Here is a 16,750-nt window from a genome sequence, read left to right as displayed (position 1 = left end):
TGTGGAAACCGGGGCTGTGCTCTCTGCCGGGAGGCCTCTCAGCCGGCGGCGGCCTTCAACGCGTCGCCCAGAGCGCTGGCCTCGTCCGCCGACATCTCGACGACAAGGCGCCCACCACCCTCGAGCGGCACGCGCATGACAATGCCGCGTCCCTCCTTGGTGACCTCGAGGGGACCGTCGCCGGTCCGGGGCTTCATGGCCGCCATCGCGTGCTCCCTCCGTCTACACCTTCCCCGTCCGGCCAGGCCGGATCCGACGCCCATTCTCCCCTATCGCGACTCAGCCGCGAAACCGAACCGATCTTTCGGCGAGTTCAGCCGCCTGTTGGCGATCTTGCTAAGTCGCTGCTCATAGCCGGGATCCCCGACGCCCTAACGCTTTCGGGTCCGATGTTCATCTTCAGAAGGTTGTGACCAATCCACCGCGAGTGACCGAGACCATGACAGACTTGGCGGTCGTGCGAGCCCGATCGGCGCTGTTCGACGTCTACGGTGGTCACCTGCGAGAGCGGGGTGGCGCCGCGACGATCGCCGCGCTGGTCCGGTTGCTCGAACCACTGGACTTCGCCGCGCCCGCCGTGCGCACCGCCGTGTCCCGCACCGTGCGCCAGGGCTGGTTGCGCCCGGTCCGGCTGGCCGCGGGCCCCGGCTATGCCATGACACCTCGCGGAGAACGCCGTCTCGATGAGGCCGCGGCACGCATCTACCGCACGTTGCCGTCCAACTGGGACGGTCGCTGGCACGTGGTGGTCCTGGAGGAGATGCCCGGCCGCGACTCCCGCGACCACCTGACCTCGGAGCTGCAACTGCTCGGTTACGGCGCGCTCGGTCCAGTGACGTGGATCGCACCCAGACCGTCCGCGGAACTCCCCGACGTACTCGCCGCCGAGAACGTCGCCGCACGAACTTTTCACGGTTCACACGACGGTCCGGACGCCGAACTGGCGGCTCGGGCGTGGGACCTGGAATCCCTGGGCCGCGACTACGCCGAATTCGTGGCCGCGCAGCAACCCACTGTGTCCGTTGTGGACGAAACCGACGCCCCGGCGGCCTTCGCCGCGTCCCAGCGCCTGCTGCACGCCTGGCGGAAGTTCCTGTTCCGCGATCCGGGTTTGCCTGCTGAACTGTTGCCGGACGACTGGCCGGGGCACACCGCCGCGGCGTTCTTCGACGAACAGACCCGCCGCCTCGCACCGGCGGCCCGCCGCTTCGTCGACGAGTGCCTGGACAAGCCCCTGCGCAACGAATCAACAGCTTGATGGAGGTCCACCCGTGTCCGAACTGCTGATCGACGACACCGAAGGCGTGCGCACGTTCACCTTCAACCGCCCGGAGTCGTTCAACGCCTTCACCATCGCGCTGAAGGAGCAGTTCCTGGCCGCGTTGCAGGAGACCTCTGCCGACCCCAAGGTGCGCGCGGTCGTCCTCACCGGCGCGGGCCGCTCGTTCTGTGCGGGCCAGGACCTCAAGGAGCACATCGCCCTGCTCGAGGCGGGCGACCCGGCCCCGCTGCACACCGTGGACATGCATTACAACCCGATGATCCGCACGATCATCGCCATGCCGAAGCCGGTGATCGCCGCCGTCAACGGCTCCGCGGCCGGCGCGGGCGCATCCCTCGCGTATGCCAGCGACCTGCGCATCGCGGGCGCCTCCGCCAAGTTCCTGATGGCCTTCGCCAACGTCGGCCTGACCGCCGACTCCGGTGCCTCGTGGACGCTGCCGCGCCTGATCGGTCACGGCCGCGCCATGGAGATGATGCTGCTGGCGCAGCCGGTCGCGGCCGAGGAGGCGCTGCGGATCGGCATGGTCAACCAGGTCGTCCCGGACGAGGAGTTGCTGTCCACCGCGCAGGCACTCGCCGCGCGACTGGCGGCCGGTCCGACCACGGCGTACGCCAAGATCAAGGAGGCCCTGGCCGCGGCCGCGGACGGCACCCTGGAGGACGCGCTGCAGGCCGAGTCGCGCACGCAGGCCGAGGCCGGGGCGACGCAGGATCACCGCGAGGCGGTCGAGGCGTTCGTGCAGAAGCGCAAGCCGAGCTTCGTCGGTCACTGACCGGCGCGGAAACAGCTCACGATGTGGTCGTCGACCATGCCGGTGGCCTGCATCAGCGCGTAGCAGGTCGTCGGCCCGAGGAACGTGAACCCGCGGCGCTTGAGCTCCTTGGCCATGGCCTTGGACTCGGGCGTCACGGCGGGCACGTCCGCGATCGTCGCCGGCCGCACGCGTCCCGCCGGGTCCGGTGCGAACGACCACAGCAGTGAGTCGAGGTCGGTGTCGAGCGTCGCGATCACCCGCGCGTTGTGGATCGCCGCGTTGATCTTGGCGAGGTTGCGGACGATCCCGGCGTCGGCCATCAGCCGCGCGATGTCGTCGTCCCCGTAGCCCGCCACCACCTTCGGCTCGAAGCCGGCGAAGGCGGCGCGGAAGTTCTCCCGCTTGCGCAGGATCGTGATCCACGACAGGCCGGACTGAAAGGACTCGAGGCACATCCGTTCGTAGAGCTCGGCCGTGCCGTGCAGCGGAACGCCCCACTCCGTGTCGTGGTACTCGACGTAGTCCGGCGTCGACTCGCCCCACGGGCAGCGCGTGATCACCGATATCCCTCCGCGAACCGGGCGAACCGCCGCAGCGAGTACCGCAGCCCGGCGGTGAACAACGGCCGCACCACCGGCCAGAAGAACGGGACCGAGATCCGCTCGGTCCAGACGAACGACGACCCGCGCACCGCGAACACCCCGGTTCCGCGCACGAAGCGCCCGAGATGCCGGACCTCGACCACGGAGGGGGACTCCCACCGGGTGATCCGCATGCGGTCGGGAACGCCGTAGGTCACCGCGAGGATCTCGGATCCGACGGACCGGCCGTCGCCGGAGACGACCGACACACGCGTGCCGAGCATCCACTTGGACTGGCGCGGCCAGTCGGTCATCGCGGCGAAGATCGCGGCCGGCGGGGCGGCGACGTCGACCGAGAGCGTCACCTCAGCTGTGCTCACGTTCGGCCTCTAGCTCGGCCACTCGGGCGCGCAGCACATCCACCTCGTCGGCGAGCCGCTGCAACGCCCAGTCCACCTCGGTCATCTTGTAGCCGCGCAGCACCTGCTGGAACTTCAGGTCGCGCACGTCCTGCGAGGTCACGTCCTCGGCGGGCAGGCGCGTCGGGGACGCACCCGGCGGCAGCGGCGCCAGTTCCTCACCGCGCCCGAACACCAACGAGGCGAGCAGGAACACCACGGCCGCCACGAGGACCATGACGATCAGGTAGATGAGTGCGGTGGTCACGAGACGATCGTGGCACAGCTCAGGCAGCGGCGAGCGAGGACACCGAGCATGCCGAGCGCGACCCACGATCCGGCCGTCACGACGAACATCGGTGGCGACAACGCGAGCCGGCCCAGGTCGATCTGCGCCCCGATTTGCACCGTCGCGGCGGCGATCGCGATGTTGCCGAGAATCACGACCACCACGGACAACATGGCGATGCCACCGGCGAGCCGGGCCATCGTGATCGCACGTGTGCGGCCGCGACTGAGGTAGCGGCCCGCGATGAGGGCGGCGATCGCGACGCCCGCCGCGACGCCGCCGGTCATGTCGTTGGCCTTGGCGATGAGGATGTACCAGTGCGGCACCGGTCCGCGGAAGTCCGACCAGGAACCGATGAAGAGCCAGCGGTTGAGCTCCCACAGCATGTGCATGAGCGGCAGCACGATCGCCATCGTCTGCAACGTCCGGGCGCCGTAGGACACGGCGAGCTCTTCCTGGTATTCCACGGCGATCTCGTCGACGGGACCGAACTCGGCCACCGCGCGCCGGTGCGCCTCGGCCTCGTCGACCCCCTTGCGCAGGTACGCCTCGACGGCGTCGGTGAGGCTGTCCCGCGTCTCGGCGAGCAGGTCGAGCTTCGCGTTCTTCAGTCCGCGCAGCCTGCCGCCGAGCTCGCCGACGTAGTCGTCGATCACGCTTGGGCCCACTTGCCACCCCCCAGGACACCGTCGATCACGCTGGTGAACTCGCGCCACTCCGACCGTTCCGCCGACAGCGCGCGCTGACCCGACGAGGTGAGCCGGTACGTGCGGCGCTTGCGGCCGCCGACCGTGCTCCAGTCGCTCACGACGTGACCGGCGCGCTCCAGGCGCCGCAGCGCCGGGTAGACCGTGCCGGTCGGCAGGTCGAGCGCACCGCCGCTGCCCTCCTGGAGCGCCTCGATGATCGCGTAACCGTGCAGCTGCCTGCCGTCGAGCGTGGCCAGCAGCAACGCGTCGAGGTGGCCTCGCAACGCATCGGGCTTCATAGGTAGCGACCTTACTGATCCGCGGGGTCCGGGGACCCCTGAGATGTCCCTGACATTTCGCCGAAACCGTCGTGCTGTAGCCAGCCTACATATAACGTGCCTACCTATGGAGACCTTGGACCTGGCCAGGCTGCAGTTCGCGGTCACGACGTCGTTCCACTTCCTGTTCGTGCTGCTCACGCTGGGTCTCGTGAGCCTCGTCGCGCTGATGCAGACCAGGTTCACGCTGACCCGCAGGCCCGTGCACGAGCGGATGACGAAGTTCTGGGGCCGCATCTACGTGATCAACTACGCGCTCGGGATCGTCACCGGCGTCGTGATGGAGTTCCAGTTCGGGCTGAACTGGAGCGGCCTCGCGTCGTACGCGGGCGACGTGTTCGGCGCGCCGCTCGCGCTGGAGACGCTGATCGCGTTCTTCCTGGAGTCGACGTTCCTCGGCCTGTGGATCTTCGGCTGGGGCCGGCTGAACCGGTGGGTGCACCTGGCCCTCATCTGGCTGACCGCGCTGACCGCGTACGCGTCGGCGTTCTGGATCATGGCCGCCAACGGGTTCCTGCAGCACCCGGTCGGCTACGAGGAACGCGACGGCGTGCTGCGGCTCGTGGACTTCGGCGCGCTGCTGACGAACCCGACGTTCGGCACCGCGCTGACGCACGTCGTGTTCGCGGCGCTGACCGTCGGCGGCGTGTTCGTCACCGGCGTCAGCGCGTACCACTTCATCAAGCGCACCAACGAAGTCGAGTTCTTCCGCCGCTCGCTGCGACTCGGCGTCGTGGTGACCGCACTGGCCACACCGTCCCTCGTCGGCGCGGGCTTCGCCCAGTTCCCGATCATCAGCGAGTACCAGCCGGGCAAGACCCACACGGTCCCGTGGATCGGCATGCCGCTCGGGTTCATGATCCTGATCGGAATGACGCTGACGTTCGCCAGCTGGATCACGCTGCCACTGCTGGTCCGTGACTGGGTCATCCGGATGCGCTTTCCGTTGTACCTCATGGTGATCGGCATTCCGCTGCCGTTCCTCGCCGCGATCTTCGGCTGGGTGTTCCGCGAGGTCGGCAGGCAGCCGTGGCTCGTCTACGGCCTGCTGCGCACGTCGGACGCCGTGTCCAAGGTCAACGCGACCAGCATGACGTTGTCGCTCATCGTCTTCTCGACGCTGTTCCTGTTGCTCGCGATCACCGACTGGGTGCTGATCGCGCGTGCCGTCCGGCGCGGGCCGGAGACCACTCCGCAGCCCGTCGCACCTCTGGTCGTTGCTCTGTAGGGGGATTCTTCTCGTGGACACGCTCTGGCTCGCCCTCCTGGCGATCCTCGTCATGGGCTACTTCGCGCTCGCCGGCTTCGACTACGGCACCGGGTTGTTGTTGCCGTTCACCCGTGACCGTGCCGCGGCGTTGCGGCGGATGACGCCGTTCTTCCTCGGCAACGAGGTGTGGCTCGTCGCCGCGGTCGGCGTGTTGTTCGCCGCTTTCCCGCGCCTGGAAGGGGAACTGCTCTCCGGTTCGCACACCGTGTTCACGATCGTGCTGGGCGGACTGGTCCTGTTCATGGCGTCCGTCCAACTGCGACTGTGGTTCGGGCTGATCTTCCTCGGCGCCCTGGCCGTGGCGGTCGGCTGGGGGCTGTTCGTAGCCTCACTGTCCGGAGTGCCGTGGTTCGTGGGTGCCGCGTTGATGCCGGCGCTGTTCGCGTTACACGGCATGACTTTCCAGTCCCGGAGCCGGTTGTTCGGCCTCACCGCGCTGGCCTGCGCACTGCCGGTGCCGCTCGCTTTCAGCTCACACCCTGTTGAAGGGCTGATGGCGGGCCCCGACACGCTCGCGATGCTCAGCTGGGTCGCGATCCCGATCCTGCCGCTGGTGGTGATCCTGCAATGGTCGATCGTCGCCATCTCGCCGCGCTGATCCCGGTCCCGTTCCTGGTTCTGGCCCAGGCCGACCTGCTGGCGCGGGTGCTCAGCGGCGCGGGCGGTCTCGCGTTGCTCGTGGTCGTCGTGCTTCTGCGAGTAGGAGTGTTGTGGCTCAACCGGTTCCTGGGCCGGCGCGCGGCCGCCACCACGAAGGTGCGGCTGCGACGCCGTTTCCTGGAGGCGCCGGGCTCCCGCGCCGGCGAGGTCGCGACGCTGGCGACCAAGGGCGTGGACGCGGTCGAACCCTACGTCGCCGGCTACCTGCCCGCGATGGTGCTGGCCGTGCTCGTGCCGGTCGCGGTCGTGATCCGGCTCGGGTTCGCGGACCTCACGGCCGCCGTGACGATCGCGATCACCCTGCCGCTGGTGCCGGTGTTCGCCTCCCTCGTCGGCGCGCACACCCGTGACCGCACCTTGTCTCAGTGGGACGCGCTGGCCGCTCTGGGCGGTCATTTCCTCGACGTGGTCAAGGGAATCGGCACGCTTCGGGCGTTCGGCCGTGCCGAGGCGCAGTCGGTGATGGTCCGGCAGCTGGCCGCGCAGCACGCGTCCGCCACCATGCGGACGCTGCGCGTCGCGTTCCTGTCGGCGTTCGTCCTGGAACTCGTGGCGACGCTGTCGGTCGCACTCGTCGCGGTGCCGGTCGGGCTGCGGCTGCTCGACGGCGGGGTCAGCCTCTACACCGCGCTGCTCGTGTTGTTGCTCGCTCCCGAGGCCTACCTGCCGCTACGGACCGCGGGATCGCAGTTCCACGCGGCCGCCGAGGGCAAGGCGGTGCTGGACCAGGTGCCCGCACCGCGTCCGTCGGGTGGTGTCACGCCGCCCGACCTCTTCGTCTCGGAGATCGTGCTGGAGAACGTGACCGTGCGGTCGTTGCGTGACTTCAACCTGACCATCGCGCCCGGCGAGCGGGTCGCGCTCGTGGGGCCCAGTGGTGCCGGGAAGAGCACGATTCTGGGACTGCTGCTGGGGTTCGTGCGACCGGACTCCGGCCGCGTCCTGGTCGGTGGCGTGGATCTCGCCTCGGTGGACCAGCGGGAATGGCTGCGGCGCGTCGCGTGGATGCCGCAGCGGCCGACCCTCGTGCCTTCGGACCTGTCTTCCGGTGAACGCCAGCAGGTCGCACTGAACCGGGCCCTGGCCCGCGAGGACGCCGGACTGTTCCTCCTCGACGAACCCACCGCCCGCCTCGACCCCGGCACCGAGGCGCAGGTGTTGCGCGGCAGCCGCGAGTTCATCCGCGGCCGGACCGCCGTTCTCGTCGCACACCGGCCGGCCCTGCTCGACGAGGTGGACCGGGTGGTGCGGGTATGAGGATCTGGCACGCAATCGTCATAGGCGCACTCGCCGAGCTCTCCGGGGTGGCGTTGACGGCAACCGCGACGTGGCTGATCGTGCGGGCGGCCGAGCAGCCACCGATGTCGGCACTGACGGTCGCGATCGTCGCGGTCCGCGCCCTGGCGATGGCCCGCGGCGGACTGCGGTACGCCGAGCGCCTGTCCGGCCACAGCGCGGTGCTCCGCTACGCCGTGGAACTGCGCGGCCGCGTGTACGACTCGCTGTTGCACCGCAAGGACATCCCGTCCGGCGACGCGCTCACCCAGCTCGTGTCCGACGTCGACGAGCGACAGAATTTCCTCCTCCGCACCGTGCTGCCGGCCGCCGTGGCAGTCCTGGTGAGCATGGTCGCGATCGCGGTGGCCACGTCGTGGCCGCTCACCGTCGGCCTGGTGCTCACGTGCGTGGCCCTCCCCCTGGCCTCGGCCGCGCTGGCCCGGCGGCGGCGCACGGCCTGTGCGTCCCTCAGGGCACAATTGGCCGACCAGGCCGTCCACCTCGTGCACGGCCGCGAGGAACTGATCGCCTTCGACCTGTTCGACGCCGAGCTCGCTCAAGCCGAACGGACCGCGAAGGCGTTGGCCCGCAAGGAACATCCCGCCGACCTCACCCCGCTCGCGATGCTCGTCCAGTTCGCCGCTGCCCTGCTGATGCTGAGCCAGGGTGAACCCGCGTGGCTGGTGCTGGGCGCGATCGCCGCCTTCGAGGTCACGCTTCCGCTGTCCAAAACCCCTCTGGGTGCGCAAAAACAGGCGTCCCCCGCCAAGGGGGACCCCCTGCTTTCAATTCTGCCATCCGACACCGACAATTCCGGGCCCGACGATTGTGAGCTGCTCAACGGCAGGACGGCGATCGTCGGACCGACGGGCGCGGGCAAGACCACGATGCTCAACGCCATCGCGCGGGAACTGGAACCGAGCAAGGGCGCGCTGGCGGACGCGCACGTGTTCCACACGACGGTCCGCGCCAACGTCCTGCTCGCCAAACCCGATGCCACGCAAGAAGAACTGGACCGGGCGAAGGCCATCGTCGACCTGGACCTCGACTGGGACCGGGTCGTCGGCGAACGCGGCGAGGAGATCTCCGGCGGCCAGCGCCAGCGGCTCATCCTCGCCCGCACCGTGCTCGCCGACCCGGACGTGCTGCTGCTCGACGAACCCACCGAGGGCCTCGACCCCCAGCACGCCGACACAGTCCTGCAGCGCATGCTCGACAACTGCAAGGGAACAGCCGTCGTCGTCACCCACCGGATGGAACAGCTACGACTGTTCGACCACGTTCACCATCGGGGGCCGATCGACGACCAGAACGTCAGTCGAATCGGGTAGCCACTCGTCGCTGACCTGAACGAACTGCGTCAACGGCCCAGGCGAGAACTCAACCCCACACCGGGCCAGCGCCGTGCCCATGATCTGCGACGACATCACGCCGAGCTGCAACAGCGACCGGTTGCGGTGTTTGCGCACCCCGAGGTTGACCTGCGCGAGCGCCGGCAGCCCGTACAACCGGTGCGCGTCGAGGAGCAACCCGATCTCGACGCCGTACCCGGCCGCGAACGGCACGGACTCCAAAAAGGACCGGGTCGCCGCGTACTCGCCGCCGAGTGGTTGCACCACACCGGAAAGCTCCGGCCGCAGGGTGTTGAGCAACGGCCTGGCGACCAGCTCCGTCACCCGGCCGCCGCCGGTCGACTCCAGCCGCAACGGCCGGCGGTAGAAACCCTTCACGAGGTGCACGCCGTCGACCGACAGCAGCGGCCCGAGCAGCGACGGCACGAACGCCGGGTCCGGGTCGACCAGGTCGGAGTCCAGGAAGACGATCAGGTCGCCGGACGTGGCGGCGAGCGAACGCCAGAGCACCTCGCCCTTGCCGGGCAGGGGTTCCAGCGACGGCAGGACGTCGGACCGCAACACCACGCGCGCGCCGGCGGCACGGGCCCGCGCCACGGTCTGGTCGGTCGACCCGGAGTCCATCACGACCAGCTCGTCGACCAGTGTTCCCACCAGCGGCCGGACGACGGAGACGACGTCGGCGACGGTCTCCTCCTCGTTCAGCGCGGGCAGCACGACGGAGACCGTGCGGTCCCCCTTCAGTTCCACCAGCGACGAGACCGTCCAGGACGGCTGCTGCCAGGTGTGCGTCGCGAACCAGCTCTCGACCGAAGGCAGCATCAGGCTAGCGCCCGGATCGCACGGGCGGGCGGGCGCGTCCCCGCGATCGAAGCGACCATCTCGACCACCTTCCGCGTCAGCCGCGCGTCGGTCGTGCGCAACGCCTCCGCGCCGCGCCACGCCGCCACCGAAGCGAACGCCAGCATTTCGTCCGAATCGCCTATCGGCACTTCCACCACATTCAACGGGGATGAATGCTCCGGGAATTCCAAGTCGCCGTCGTACTCGATCAAATCGGCCCCTTGACTTCTCGCGAGTTCGGCCTGGTCAGGTCCGTCGACACGCACGATGACCTGCACTCGGTCGAGCACTGGATCAGCCACTCGGAATCGTTTCACGCCATCCAGCCTAAACAGTGAGCTGAGTCACAGCTCATTGCTACCGACGAGTAAGTCTCTGTTTACTCACCGGTAACAACCCTGCGTGATCCGCGTCACGGTCAAGGAGGACCTCGTGCGGCGATCACTTGTGCTCTTAGTCGCTTTCCTGACAACCCTGCTGAGCCCGACCCTCTTGGGTACCCCGGCCGCCTTCGCCGCCGGCAGCACCACGAGCTACCAGACGATCGCCGGCGTCGGCGGCACGCCGATGAAGGCGTTCGTGATCCAACCCACCGGCTGGGGCAACGGCCCGTTCCCGCTGCTGGTCATGCCGTCGAGCTGGGCCGTGAACAACATCGAGTACGTCGGCGCGGCCGCCAAGCTGGCCAAGGAATCCGGCTACGTCGTCGTGAGCTACACCAGCCGCGGCTTCTGGGACTCCGGCGGCGAGATCGACATCGCCGGCCCGGACACCGTCGGCGACGTCAGCAAGATCATCGACTGGGCGGTCGCCAACGCCCACGCCGACGCCACGAAGGTCGGCGCCGCGGGCATCTCCTACGGCGCGGGCATCTCACTGCTCGCCGCCGCGGCGGACCCGCGGATCAAGGCCGTCGCGGCCATGAGCACGTGGACGGACCTCGCAAGGTCCTTGTACCCCAACGAAACCGTCAACAAGCAGGCGGTCGACGTGCTGCTCACGGCCGCCGACCTGACCGGCAAGCCCGGCCCGGTCCTCAAGGAGGCCAAGGCCGCCTACAACGCGGGCCGGTTCCACGAGGTCCTGCCGATCTCGGCCGGCCGTTCGGCGGCGTCGAAGGTGGCGCAGCTCAACGCCAACCACACCGCGGTCATGCTCGGAAACGCCTGGAACGACGGCATTTTCGCGCCCGGCCAGATCGCGGACTTCTACACCCAGCTCAGCGGGCCGAAGCGCCTGATGCTGTCGCCCGGCGACCACGCCACGGCCGAACTGTTCGGCGCGGCCGGCCTCCCGAACGACATCTGGGAGTCCGCGGGCCGCTGGTTCAACCGGCACCTGAAGGGCGAGGCGAACGGCATCGACGCCGAGCCGGCCGTGCGGCTCAAGCCGAACAACGGCGGCGACTGGCGGACCTACCAGGCATGGCCGTCCGGCACCGGCGACACGGTGTCGTTGGACGGCAAGAAGATCTGGGCGGGCTGGCCGACCGTCGCGGACAGCGGCACCGTGCTGCTCAGCGGCGCCATGCAGGGGTTCTTCAACATTCCGACCGGGGTGGCCCTGCCGTTCGTCGACCGCAACGTGGCCGGCGTGTGGACCGGGCCGAGCTACCCGAACGGCGCCACGCTCGCGGGCACGCCGCGGTTGAACGTCACGGTCACGCCGAGCGCGGAGAAGACCTCGCTGTTCGCGTACCTGTACGAGGTCGGGCCGCTCGGACTGGGCGCGCTCGTCACGCACCGGGCGTTCACGGTGACGGGTGCGAGCATCACGAGGAACCTCGACATCCAGCTCGAGCCGACGGTGTGGAACGTCGCGCCCGGCAACAAGCTCGTGCTGGTGATCGACACCGTCGATCCGCGCTACCTCTCGCAGAGCACGCTCGGATCGACCGTCGCATTTGGACCGTCGACGCTGACGGTTCCGCGCGCTTAACAGGCGAGGGTGCGGTCGCGCTCGTACGTTGAGTACGGCGCGACCGCACCGGGCGGTCGCATTTTCGGAGCGGAAATTCAACTATGGCAAGGATTTCACCCGTTATTGCAATCGCCGCGACGGTCGGACTCGTAGCCGCCGCACCGGCTTCGGCCGACGTGCCACAGGTCATGCATTCTTTCGGGTACAAGCACCTTCTGCTCGGCATGTCCCCGCGGCAGGTGTGGATGACCGGTCTCATCACGATGTCGATGATCGTCGACGAGGAGTGCGCCTACTTCACGCTCAAGGAATCCGAAGGACCGAGCGCGCCCAACACGTTCATCGGGCTGTCGAGGACCACCGGCGAGGTGACGGTCATCGACGCCACCACACCGACGAGAACACCGCGCGACATCGGCAAGGGCTCGACCCTCGACGAGTTGCAGGCCGCCTATCCGGACGCGCAGCAGGACGTGGCGCACCCGACCCGCTGGATCGCGGACGCGCCGGAGAACCCGGCGGCCCAGTACGTCTTCACCGTCAGCACCTTCACCGGCGAGGTCGGCGCGTACTGGCTGGAGTCCGACGACAACACCTGTCCAAACTGACAGGTTCTGTCAGGTATCGGTGCCAGGATCCGTTCCATGAGGATCCAGGCACAGTTCGAGGTCACCGGCTGGGACGAGTCCGCCTACGACGAGGTCGACGGTGAGGCGAAGCTCAGCAGGGCGACCGTGACCAAAGAGTTCAGCGGTGCTCTAGAGGGCAGGAGCACCGCTGCGGTGCTGATGGCGGGACTCGTCGAGGGCTCGGCGGGCTACGTGGCGTCGGAGAAGGTCGACGGCGCGCTCGACGGGCGCAAGGGCACCTTCGTCCTGCAGCACGGCGCGACCATGTCGCCCGAGGGGCCGGTGTTCTTCGGCCACGTCGTGCCGGGCACCGGGACCGGCGAGTTGCGGGGTCTGCGCGGCACGGTGAAGGTGGAGCACGGCCTCCTCACCATGGACTACGACGTTGACTGACCTCACCCGGCAGCAGGTGCTCGCCCACCGGATCCACATGCACGAACTGGACCGGCGGGTACGCAAGGCCGCCGACCTCAGGGTGTTCGACCTCGGCGTCCAGGAGACGACGAACAGCGGGGCCCTGCTCAGCCTCGCCGCCCGGCTGGACAAGCCGGACACCAGCGGTTTCACCCCTACCTGGACCGTGCGCGGCGCACCGCACCTGCACCACCCGAAGGATCTTCCCGCGCTCGCGAAGCAGCTGTGGCCGTGGAGCGACGCGGACGCGCTGGCCCGGATGAGCCGGCCCAAGGTCGACGACGCCGTCGAGGCGCTGCGAGTGCTGGCGAAGGCGATGCGTGACATCGTGAAGAAGCCGATGACCAAGGGCGAGATCAGCACCGCGCTCACCCCGAAGGCCCCGAAGCAGACCGTGGAGTGGTGCCGCGGCTGCGACACCCACCACGTGAGCGACCCGATCTTCCGGCACGCCGCGCTGCCCGCCGGCCTGCGGATCGTCCCGGAGGAACGCACGATCACCTTCGAGCGCATCCCGAAGTGGCCGGGCGTGCCAAGGGAGACCAAGGGTTTCGACGACCTCATCAGGAAGTACCTGACCCTGCACGGCCCGGCGGGACCGTCCGAGGTGGCCTCCTACTTCGGCACCACCGCGAAGGAGGTCAAGCCGCACTGGCCGGACGACCTCGTCGAGATGAAGGTCGAGGGCCGCAAGGCCTGGTTGCCCGAGGGCGTCGAGATCGCCGACGCCGAGCCGCCCGAGGTCCGGCTGCTGCCGCCGTTCGACCCGTACGTGCAGGCCCGCGACCGCGACCTGCTGATCCCGGACAAGGCGCAGCAGAAGGACGTGTTCCGCATCCTCGGCCGGCGTGGCGTCGTGCTGGTGGACGGCGAGGTGGCCGGGTCCTGGCAGGGCAAGGTGTCGGGCAAACGCCTCGACGTCGTCGTCAACCCGTACCGGCCGCTGCCCGATCTCGACGAGGAGGCCCAGCGCCTGGCCGCCGCGCGCGGACTAGGCGACGCACGCGTCCAGAGCGGCTGACACGTCGTCGGTCACGACCAACGACCGCAACGCGTGCTCGGACACGAAACCCTTGTCCCGCAACTGGTACAGCCACTCGACGAGGCCCTTGTAGTGGTTGTCGACGTCCAGCAGCACGACCGGCTTGGCGTGCATGGCGAGCACGCGCGACGTCCACACCTCGAAGAACTCCTCGGCCGTCCCGATCCCGCCGGGCAGCGCGAGGAAGGCGTCGGCGTGCGCCTCCATCGCGGCCTTGCGCTCGCGCATGGTGTCGACGACCAGCAGCTCGTCGGCGTCGTGGTCGGCGATCTCGCGGGTGGCGAGGCCGCGCGGGATGACGCCGATCGTGCGCGAACCGCCGGCGCGGGCCGCGCTCGACACGGCGCCCATCATCGACGTGCGGCCGCCGCCCCACACCAGGGACCAGCCGCGCGCCGCGATCTGCGTACCGACCGAGGCCGCCAGGTCGAGGTAGGACTGCGGCACGGTTTTCAACGAGCCGCAGTACACGCAGACGTGCATCAGTGCGCGTCCGCCCAGGCCTGGTGGGCGTCCTTGACGACGCGGACCGCGTCCTCGATGTCGTCGGTGAGGTGCAGCAGCGCGAGATCCTTCTCGCCGACCTTGCCGCTGGCCAGCACCGAGTCCCGGACCCAGTCGTACAGGCCCTGCCAGTAGGCCTTGCCGAACAGCACGACCGGGAACTTCGTGACCTTCTTCGTCTGCACCAGCGTCAGCGCCTCGAACAGCTCGTCGAGCGTGCCGAACCCGCCGGGCAGGCAGATGAACGCCTGCGAGTACTTGATGAACATCGTCTTGCGGACGAAGAAGTAGCGGAAGTTCACGCCGAGGTCGACCCACGGGTTGAGGCCCTGCTCGAACGGCAGCTCGATGCCGAGGCCGATGGAGAACCCGCCCGCCTCGGAGCAGCCCCGGTTGACCGCCTCCATCGCACCCGGACCGCCGCCGGTGATCACGGCGAACCCAGCCTGCGCGAGCGCGCCGCCAAGGTCGCGGCCCAGCTGGTACTCGGGGTGGTCGCGCCCGGTCCGCGCCGAGCCGAACACGGTCACCGCGCTCGGCACCTCGGCCAGGGCCCCGAAGCCCTCGACGAACTCGGCCTGGATGCGGAACACCCGCCACGGGTCCGTGTGGACCCAGTCGGCGGGACCCCGCGAGTCGAGCAGTCGCTGGTCGGTGGTGGTGAGCTCGTCCTTGCGGGAGCGGCGCAGCACGACGGGCCCGCGCTGCTTCTCCTTCGGGTGCTCGTCCACCTGGCCGTTCGTGTCTTCGGTCATTGGCGCGATTCTAGTGACGCACCCAACAGGAAACGCTTCAGGACGTCCACGCAAACACCGATCTGCGCGACGGGAACGCGCTCCTCGTGCATGTGCGCCAGCGTGGGGTCGCCGGGCCCGAAGTTGACGGCGGGCATCCCCAGCGCGGCGAACCGCGCGACGTCCGTCCACCCCAGCTTGGCAACAGGCGTGCCACCGGCCGCCTTGACCAGCTCCTGCGCGATCGGCGCGCTCAGCCCCGGCAACGCGCCAGGGGCCGCGTCGACCAGCGTGACCTCGTACCCCTCGAACAGCTCCCGCAGGTGCGCCTCAGCCTGCGCGGGCGACCGGTCCGGCGCGAACCGATGGTTGACGGACACGACGGCCTCGTCCGGCACGACGTTGCCCGCCACCCCGCCGCTGATCTTCACGGCCTGCAGTCCCTCACGGTAGGTGCAACCGTCGATCTCGACGATGCGCGGCTCGTAGGCCTCCATCCGCCGCAGCACCTCACCCATCCCGTGGATGGCATTGATCCCCATCCACCCGCGCGCAGGGTGCGCGCGCCGACCCTTGGTGCGCACGTTGACGCGCATCGTGCCCTGGCACCCAGCCTCGACCGTGCCGTTGGACGGCTCGCCCACGATCGCGAGGTCGCCGATCAGCCACTCCTTCAGCTCGCGCTCGACGCGCGTGAGCCCGTTGCGCTCGGCCTCGACCTCCTCGCAGTCGTAGAAGAGGAACGTCAGGTCGTACAACGGGTCCTGCGACAGCGCGGCGATCTGCAGAAAGACGGCGTCGCCCCCCTTCATGTCGACGGTGCCGCACCCGTGCAGCGTGTCCCCGTCGCGCCGCGACGGCCAGTTGTCGTTGAGCGGCACGGTGTCCAGATGCCCCGCGAGCACCACGCGCTGAGCGCGCCCGAAGTTCGTCCGCGCCAGCACGGTGTTCCCCGATCGGGCGATTTCGAGGTGCGGCGCGTGCAGCCGCAGTGATCGCTCGACGAGGTCGGCCAGCTCGGCCTCCTCACCGGACACGCTGCGCACATCCACCAACGCGGCCGTCAGGTCCACTGGGTCACTGTGAAGGTCAAGGGTGTCGGACACGGGTCCGACCCTACCGATGAGGGGTGTCGCCTACGCCGAGCGACCACTACGGTGCGCCGAGTGACGCAACGCACACTGCTACTAGTAGGCGCCCTGCTGTCCGCCTCCACCGCCTGCGGCCCGGCCCCCGAAGCCTGTGCCAGACAGTGTGGCGAGATCAGAGAGCTGTTCGAGGCGCCGTGCGGCTCCCAGCACACCGGCACCCCCGCCGAGTGCGCACCGTGGGTCGGCAAGGTCAGCGCGATGGCCAAGGAACTCGACAACTCGTTGCAGGGCAAGCCGGTCGAGCCTGGGGTGCGGGAGGCGCTGCCCAAGCTGATCACCGCCGTATCCGACTTTCAGTCGCAGAACTGTGGTGATGTGAAGGTCGACAACGTGGCCAGTACGGAGCAGCGACAGTCGAAGTGCAACGAGGCGTTGATCGCCACCCGTGGTGACCTCGGTTCCCTGTACTTCACCGCACAGGTGCCCGACTAGCTCGGGGTTGTCGCTGGTCTTTGGGTGTTGGCTGCCGGTTCCGTGCGTGGTTGTTCTTTGGTCGGCTGCCGGTGTCGTGGGGCGCTGCGTCTTCCGGGGGCGCCTTCGGCGCCGCGATTGGGGCTTGACTTGGGGCCCCTCGCGGCGTGGTGGGCCGGCTCCGCCGGCAGATGCAAGATCTGCCGGC

22 protein-coding genes are annotated in these 16,750 nt (G+C 69.0%); 11 read left to right on the top strand and 11 right to left on the bottom strand.

Features of this window, described 5'->3' with window-relative positions:
- Positions 1-38: 38 nt before the first annotated feature.
- The gene (locus QSK35_RS39430) at positions 39-206 is read right to left on the bottom strand and encodes a DUF3117 domain-containing protein (RefSeq protein WP_065914675.1); all 168 of its coding nucleotides are present in this window, start codon (positions 204-206) and stop codon (positions 39-41) included.
- Positions 207-457: 251 nt separating this feature from the next.
- Here QSK35_RS39430 and QSK35_RS39425 point away from each other — a divergent pair, with 251 nt between their 5' ends.
- Positions 458-1,258, top strand: a complete 801-nt coding sequence (locus tag QSK35_RS39425) for a PaaX family transcriptional regulator (protein WP_285753086.1) — start codon at positions 458-460, stop codon at positions 1,256-1,258.
- 13 nt (positions 1,259-1,271) lie between these two features.
- The gene (locus QSK35_RS39420; protein WP_285753084.1) at positions 1,272-2,057 is read left to right on the top strand and encodes an enoyl-CoA hydratase-related protein; all 786 of its coding nucleotides are present in this window, start codon (positions 1,272-1,274) and stop codon (positions 2,055-2,057) included.
- Here the strand turns inward: QSK35_RS39420 and QSK35_RS39415 are convergent.
- From QSK35_RS39415 to QSK35_RS39395, 5 genes are read right to left on the bottom strand one after another with little or no spacing between them, the layout of a single operon-like run.
- The gene (locus QSK35_RS39415) at positions 2,051-2,599 is read right to left on the bottom strand and encodes a DNA-3-methyladenine glycosylase I (protein WP_285753082.1); all 549 of its coding nucleotides are present in this window, start codon (positions 2,597-2,599) and stop codon (positions 2,051-2,053) included. The two genes, QSK35_RS39420 and QSK35_RS39415, sit on opposite strands and share 7 nt — an antisense overlap.
- Positions 2,596-3,000, bottom strand: coding sequence for an SRPBCC family protein (locus QSK35_RS39410; RefSeq protein WP_502881773.1), 405 nt, complete (start codon positions 2,998-3,000; stop codon positions 2,596-2,598). The genes QSK35_RS39415 and QSK35_RS39410 overlap by 4 nt, the downstream gene beginning before the upstream one ends.
- Positions 2,987-3,286 (bottom strand): DivIVA domain-containing protein, encoded by a 300-nt coding sequence (locus QSK35_RS39405; RefSeq protein ID WP_285753080.1) that lies wholly within the window; start codon positions 3,284-3,286, stop codon positions 2,987-2,989. Before QSK35_RS39405 ends, QSK35_RS39410 begins: the two co-directional genes overlap by 14 nt.
- Entirely contained in the window at positions 3,283-3,963 is a 681-nt protein-coding gene (locus QSK35_RS39400) for a permease prefix domain 1-containing protein (protein WP_285753079.1), read from the bottom strand. The genes QSK35_RS39405 and QSK35_RS39400 overlap by 4 nt, the downstream gene beginning before the upstream one ends.
- Positions 3,960-4,295 (bottom strand): PadR family transcriptional regulator, encoded by a 336-nt coding sequence (locus QSK35_RS39395; RefSeq protein ID WP_285753077.1) that lies wholly within the window; start codon positions 4,293-4,295, stop codon positions 3,960-3,962. The genes QSK35_RS39400 and QSK35_RS39395 overlap by 4 nt, the downstream gene beginning before the upstream one ends.
- Positions 4,296-4,401: 106 nt before the next feature.
- Here QSK35_RS39395 and QSK35_RS39390 point away from each other — a divergent pair, with 106 nt between their 5' ends.
- From QSK35_RS39390 to QSK35_RS39375, 4 genes are read left to right on the top strand one after another with little or no spacing between them, the layout of a single operon-like run.
- Positions 4,402-5,562: a cytochrome ubiquinol oxidase subunit I gene (locus QSK35_RS39390; RefSeq protein ID WP_285753075.1), complete on the top strand. Its 1,161-nt coding sequence runs from the start codon at positions 4,402-4,404 to the stop codon at positions 5,560-5,562.
- Positions 5,563-5,575: 13 nt separating this feature from the next.
- Positions 5,576-6,202: a cytochrome d ubiquinol oxidase subunit II gene (locus tag QSK35_RS39385; protein WP_285753073.1), complete on the top strand. Its 627-nt coding sequence runs from the start codon at positions 5,576-5,578 to the stop codon at positions 6,200-6,202.
- Entirely contained in the window at positions 6,172-7,521 is a 1,350-nt protein-coding gene (locus QSK35_RS39380) for an ABC transporter ATP-binding protein/permease (protein WP_285753072.1), read from the top strand. Before QSK35_RS39385 ends, QSK35_RS39380 begins: the two co-directional genes overlap by 31 nt.
- Positions 7,518-8,873: an amino acid ABC transporter ATP-binding/permease protein gene (locus tag QSK35_RS39375; RefSeq protein WP_285753070.1), complete on the top strand. Its 1,356-nt coding sequence runs from the start codon at positions 7,518-7,520 to the stop codon at positions 8,871-8,873. Before QSK35_RS39380 ends, QSK35_RS39375 begins: the two co-directional genes overlap by 4 nt.
- Here QSK35_RS39375 and QSK35_RS39370 read toward each other — a convergent pair.
- Positions 8,805-9,716, bottom strand: a complete 912-nt coding sequence (locus QSK35_RS39370) for a glucosyl-3-phosphoglycerate synthase (protein WP_285753068.1) — start codon at positions 9,714-9,716, stop codon at positions 8,805-8,807. The two genes, QSK35_RS39375 and QSK35_RS39370, sit on opposite strands and share 69 nt — an antisense overlap.
- Positions 9,716-10,039, bottom strand: coding sequence for a hypothetical protein (locus QSK35_RS39365; protein WP_285753067.1), 324 nt, complete (start codon positions 10,037-10,039; stop codon positions 9,716-9,718). The genes QSK35_RS39370 and QSK35_RS39365 overlap by 1 nt, the downstream gene beginning before the upstream one ends.
- 130 nt (positions 10,040-10,169) lie before the next feature.
- On the opposite strand from QSK35_RS39365, the gene QSK35_RS39360 reads away from it, so the two are divergent.
- The 4 genes from QSK35_RS39360 to QSK35_RS39345 all read left to right on the top strand — a co-directional run bounded on the left by QSK35_RS39360 (position 10,170) and on the right by QSK35_RS39345 (position 13,721).
- Positions 10,170-11,675 (top strand): CocE/NonD family hydrolase, encoded by a 1,506-nt coding sequence (locus QSK35_RS39360; RefSeq protein WP_285753066.1) that lies wholly within the window; start codon positions 10,170-10,172, stop codon positions 11,673-11,675.
- 83 nt (positions 11,676-11,758) lie between these two features.
- Positions 11,759-12,265 (top strand): hypothetical protein, encoded by a 507-nt coding sequence (locus QSK35_RS39355; protein WP_285753065.1) that lies wholly within the window; start codon positions 11,759-11,761, stop codon positions 12,263-12,265.
- 36 nt (positions 12,266-12,301) lie between these two features.
- A complete protein-coding gene (locus QSK35_RS39350) occupies positions 12,302-12,679 on the top strand; it encodes a DUF3224 domain-containing protein (protein ID WP_285753064.1) in 378 nt (125 codons plus the stop codon).
- Positions 12,672-13,721, top strand: a complete 1,050-nt coding sequence (locus QSK35_RS39345) for a winged helix DNA-binding domain-containing protein (protein ID WP_285753063.1) — start codon at positions 12,672-12,674, stop codon at positions 13,719-13,721. The genes QSK35_RS39350 and QSK35_RS39345 overlap by 8 nt, the downstream gene beginning before the upstream one ends.
- Here the strand turns inward: QSK35_RS39345 and QSK35_RS39340 are convergent.
- Genes QSK35_RS39340 through dapE form a run of 3 tightly spaced genes read right to left on the bottom strand, consistent with a single transcriptional unit; the run spans position 13,692 to position 16,053 of the window.
- Positions 13,692-14,225: an LOG family protein gene (locus QSK35_RS39340; RefSeq protein ID WP_285753062.1), complete on the bottom strand. Its 534-nt coding sequence runs from the start codon at positions 14,223-14,225 to the stop codon at positions 13,692-13,694. The two genes, QSK35_RS39345 and QSK35_RS39340, sit on opposite strands and share 30 nt — an antisense overlap.
- Positions 14,225-15,001 carry an LOG family protein gene (locus QSK35_RS39335; RefSeq protein ID WP_285753060.1) on the bottom strand — a complete coding sequence of 259 codons (777 nt, stop codon included), beginning with the start codon at positions 14,999-15,001 and terminating at the stop codon, positions 14,225-14,227. The genes QSK35_RS39340 and QSK35_RS39335 overlap by 1 nt, the downstream gene beginning before the upstream one ends.
- Positions 14,998-16,053, bottom strand: a complete 1,056-nt coding sequence (dapE, locus tag QSK35_RS39330) for a succinyl-diaminopimelate desuccinylase (RefSeq protein ID WP_285753059.1) — start codon at positions 16,051-16,053, stop codon at positions 14,998-15,000. The genes QSK35_RS39335 and dapE overlap by 4 nt, the downstream gene beginning before the upstream one ends.
- Positions 16,054-16,146: 93 nt before the next feature.
- Here dapE and QSK35_RS39325 point away from each other — a divergent pair, with 93 nt between their 5' ends.
- Positions 16,147-16,563 (top strand): hypothetical protein, encoded by a 417-nt coding sequence (locus tag QSK35_RS39325; RefSeq protein WP_285753057.1) that lies wholly within the window; start codon positions 16,147-16,149, stop codon positions 16,561-16,563.
- Positions 16,564-16,750 lie beyond the last annotated feature (187 nt).

Origin of the sequence: Lentzea sp. NBRC 105346, from assembly GCF_030269605.1 — a bacterium.
Lineage (GTDB): Bacteria > Actinomycetota > Actinomycetes > Mycobacteriales > Pseudonocardiaceae > Lentzea.
Note: the sequence above shows the minus strand (reverse complement) of the source record. Positions and strands in the feature narration are given on the sequence as shown.

Coding starts and splice junctions, on each gene's coding strand:
- QSK35_RS39430 (WP_065914675.1), bottom strand. CDS start 206: ATGGCGGCCATGAAGCCCCGGACCGGCGACGGTCCCCTCGAGGTCACC.
- QSK35_RS39395 (WP_285753077.1), bottom strand. CDS start 4,295: ATGAAGCCCGATGCGTTGCGAGGCCACCTCGACGCGTTGCTGCTGGCC.
- QSK35_RS39390 (WP_285753075.1), top strand. CDS start 4,402: ATGGAGACCTTGGACCTGGCCAGGCTGCAGTTCGCGGTCACGACGTCG.
- QSK35_RS39380 (WP_285753072.1), top strand. CDS start 6,172: ATGGTCGATCGTCGCCATCTCGCCGCGCTGATCCCGGTCCCGTTCCTG.
- QSK35_RS39375 (WP_285753070.1), top strand. CDS start 7,518: ATGAGGATCTGGCACGCAATCGTCATAGGCGCACTCGCCGAGCTCTCC.
- QSK35_RS39370 (WP_285753068.1), bottom strand. CDS start 9,716: ATGCTGCCTTCGGTCGAGAGCTGGTTCGCGACGCACACCTGGCAGCAG.
- QSK35_RS39355 (WP_285753065.1), top strand. CDS start 11,759: ATGGCAAGGATTTCACCCGTTATTGCAATCGCCGCGACGGTCGGACTC.
- QSK35_RS39350 (WP_285753064.1), top strand. CDS start 12,302: ATGAGGATCCAGGCACAGTTCGAGGTCACCGGCTGGGACGAGTCCGCC.
- QSK35_RS39340 (WP_285753062.1), bottom strand. CDS start 14,225: ATGCACGTCTGCGTGTACTGCGGCTCGTTGAAAACCGTGCCGCAGTCC.
- QSK35_RS39335 (WP_285753060.1), bottom strand. CDS start 15,001: ATGACCGAAGACACGAACGGCCAGGTGGACGAGCACCCGAAGGAGAAG.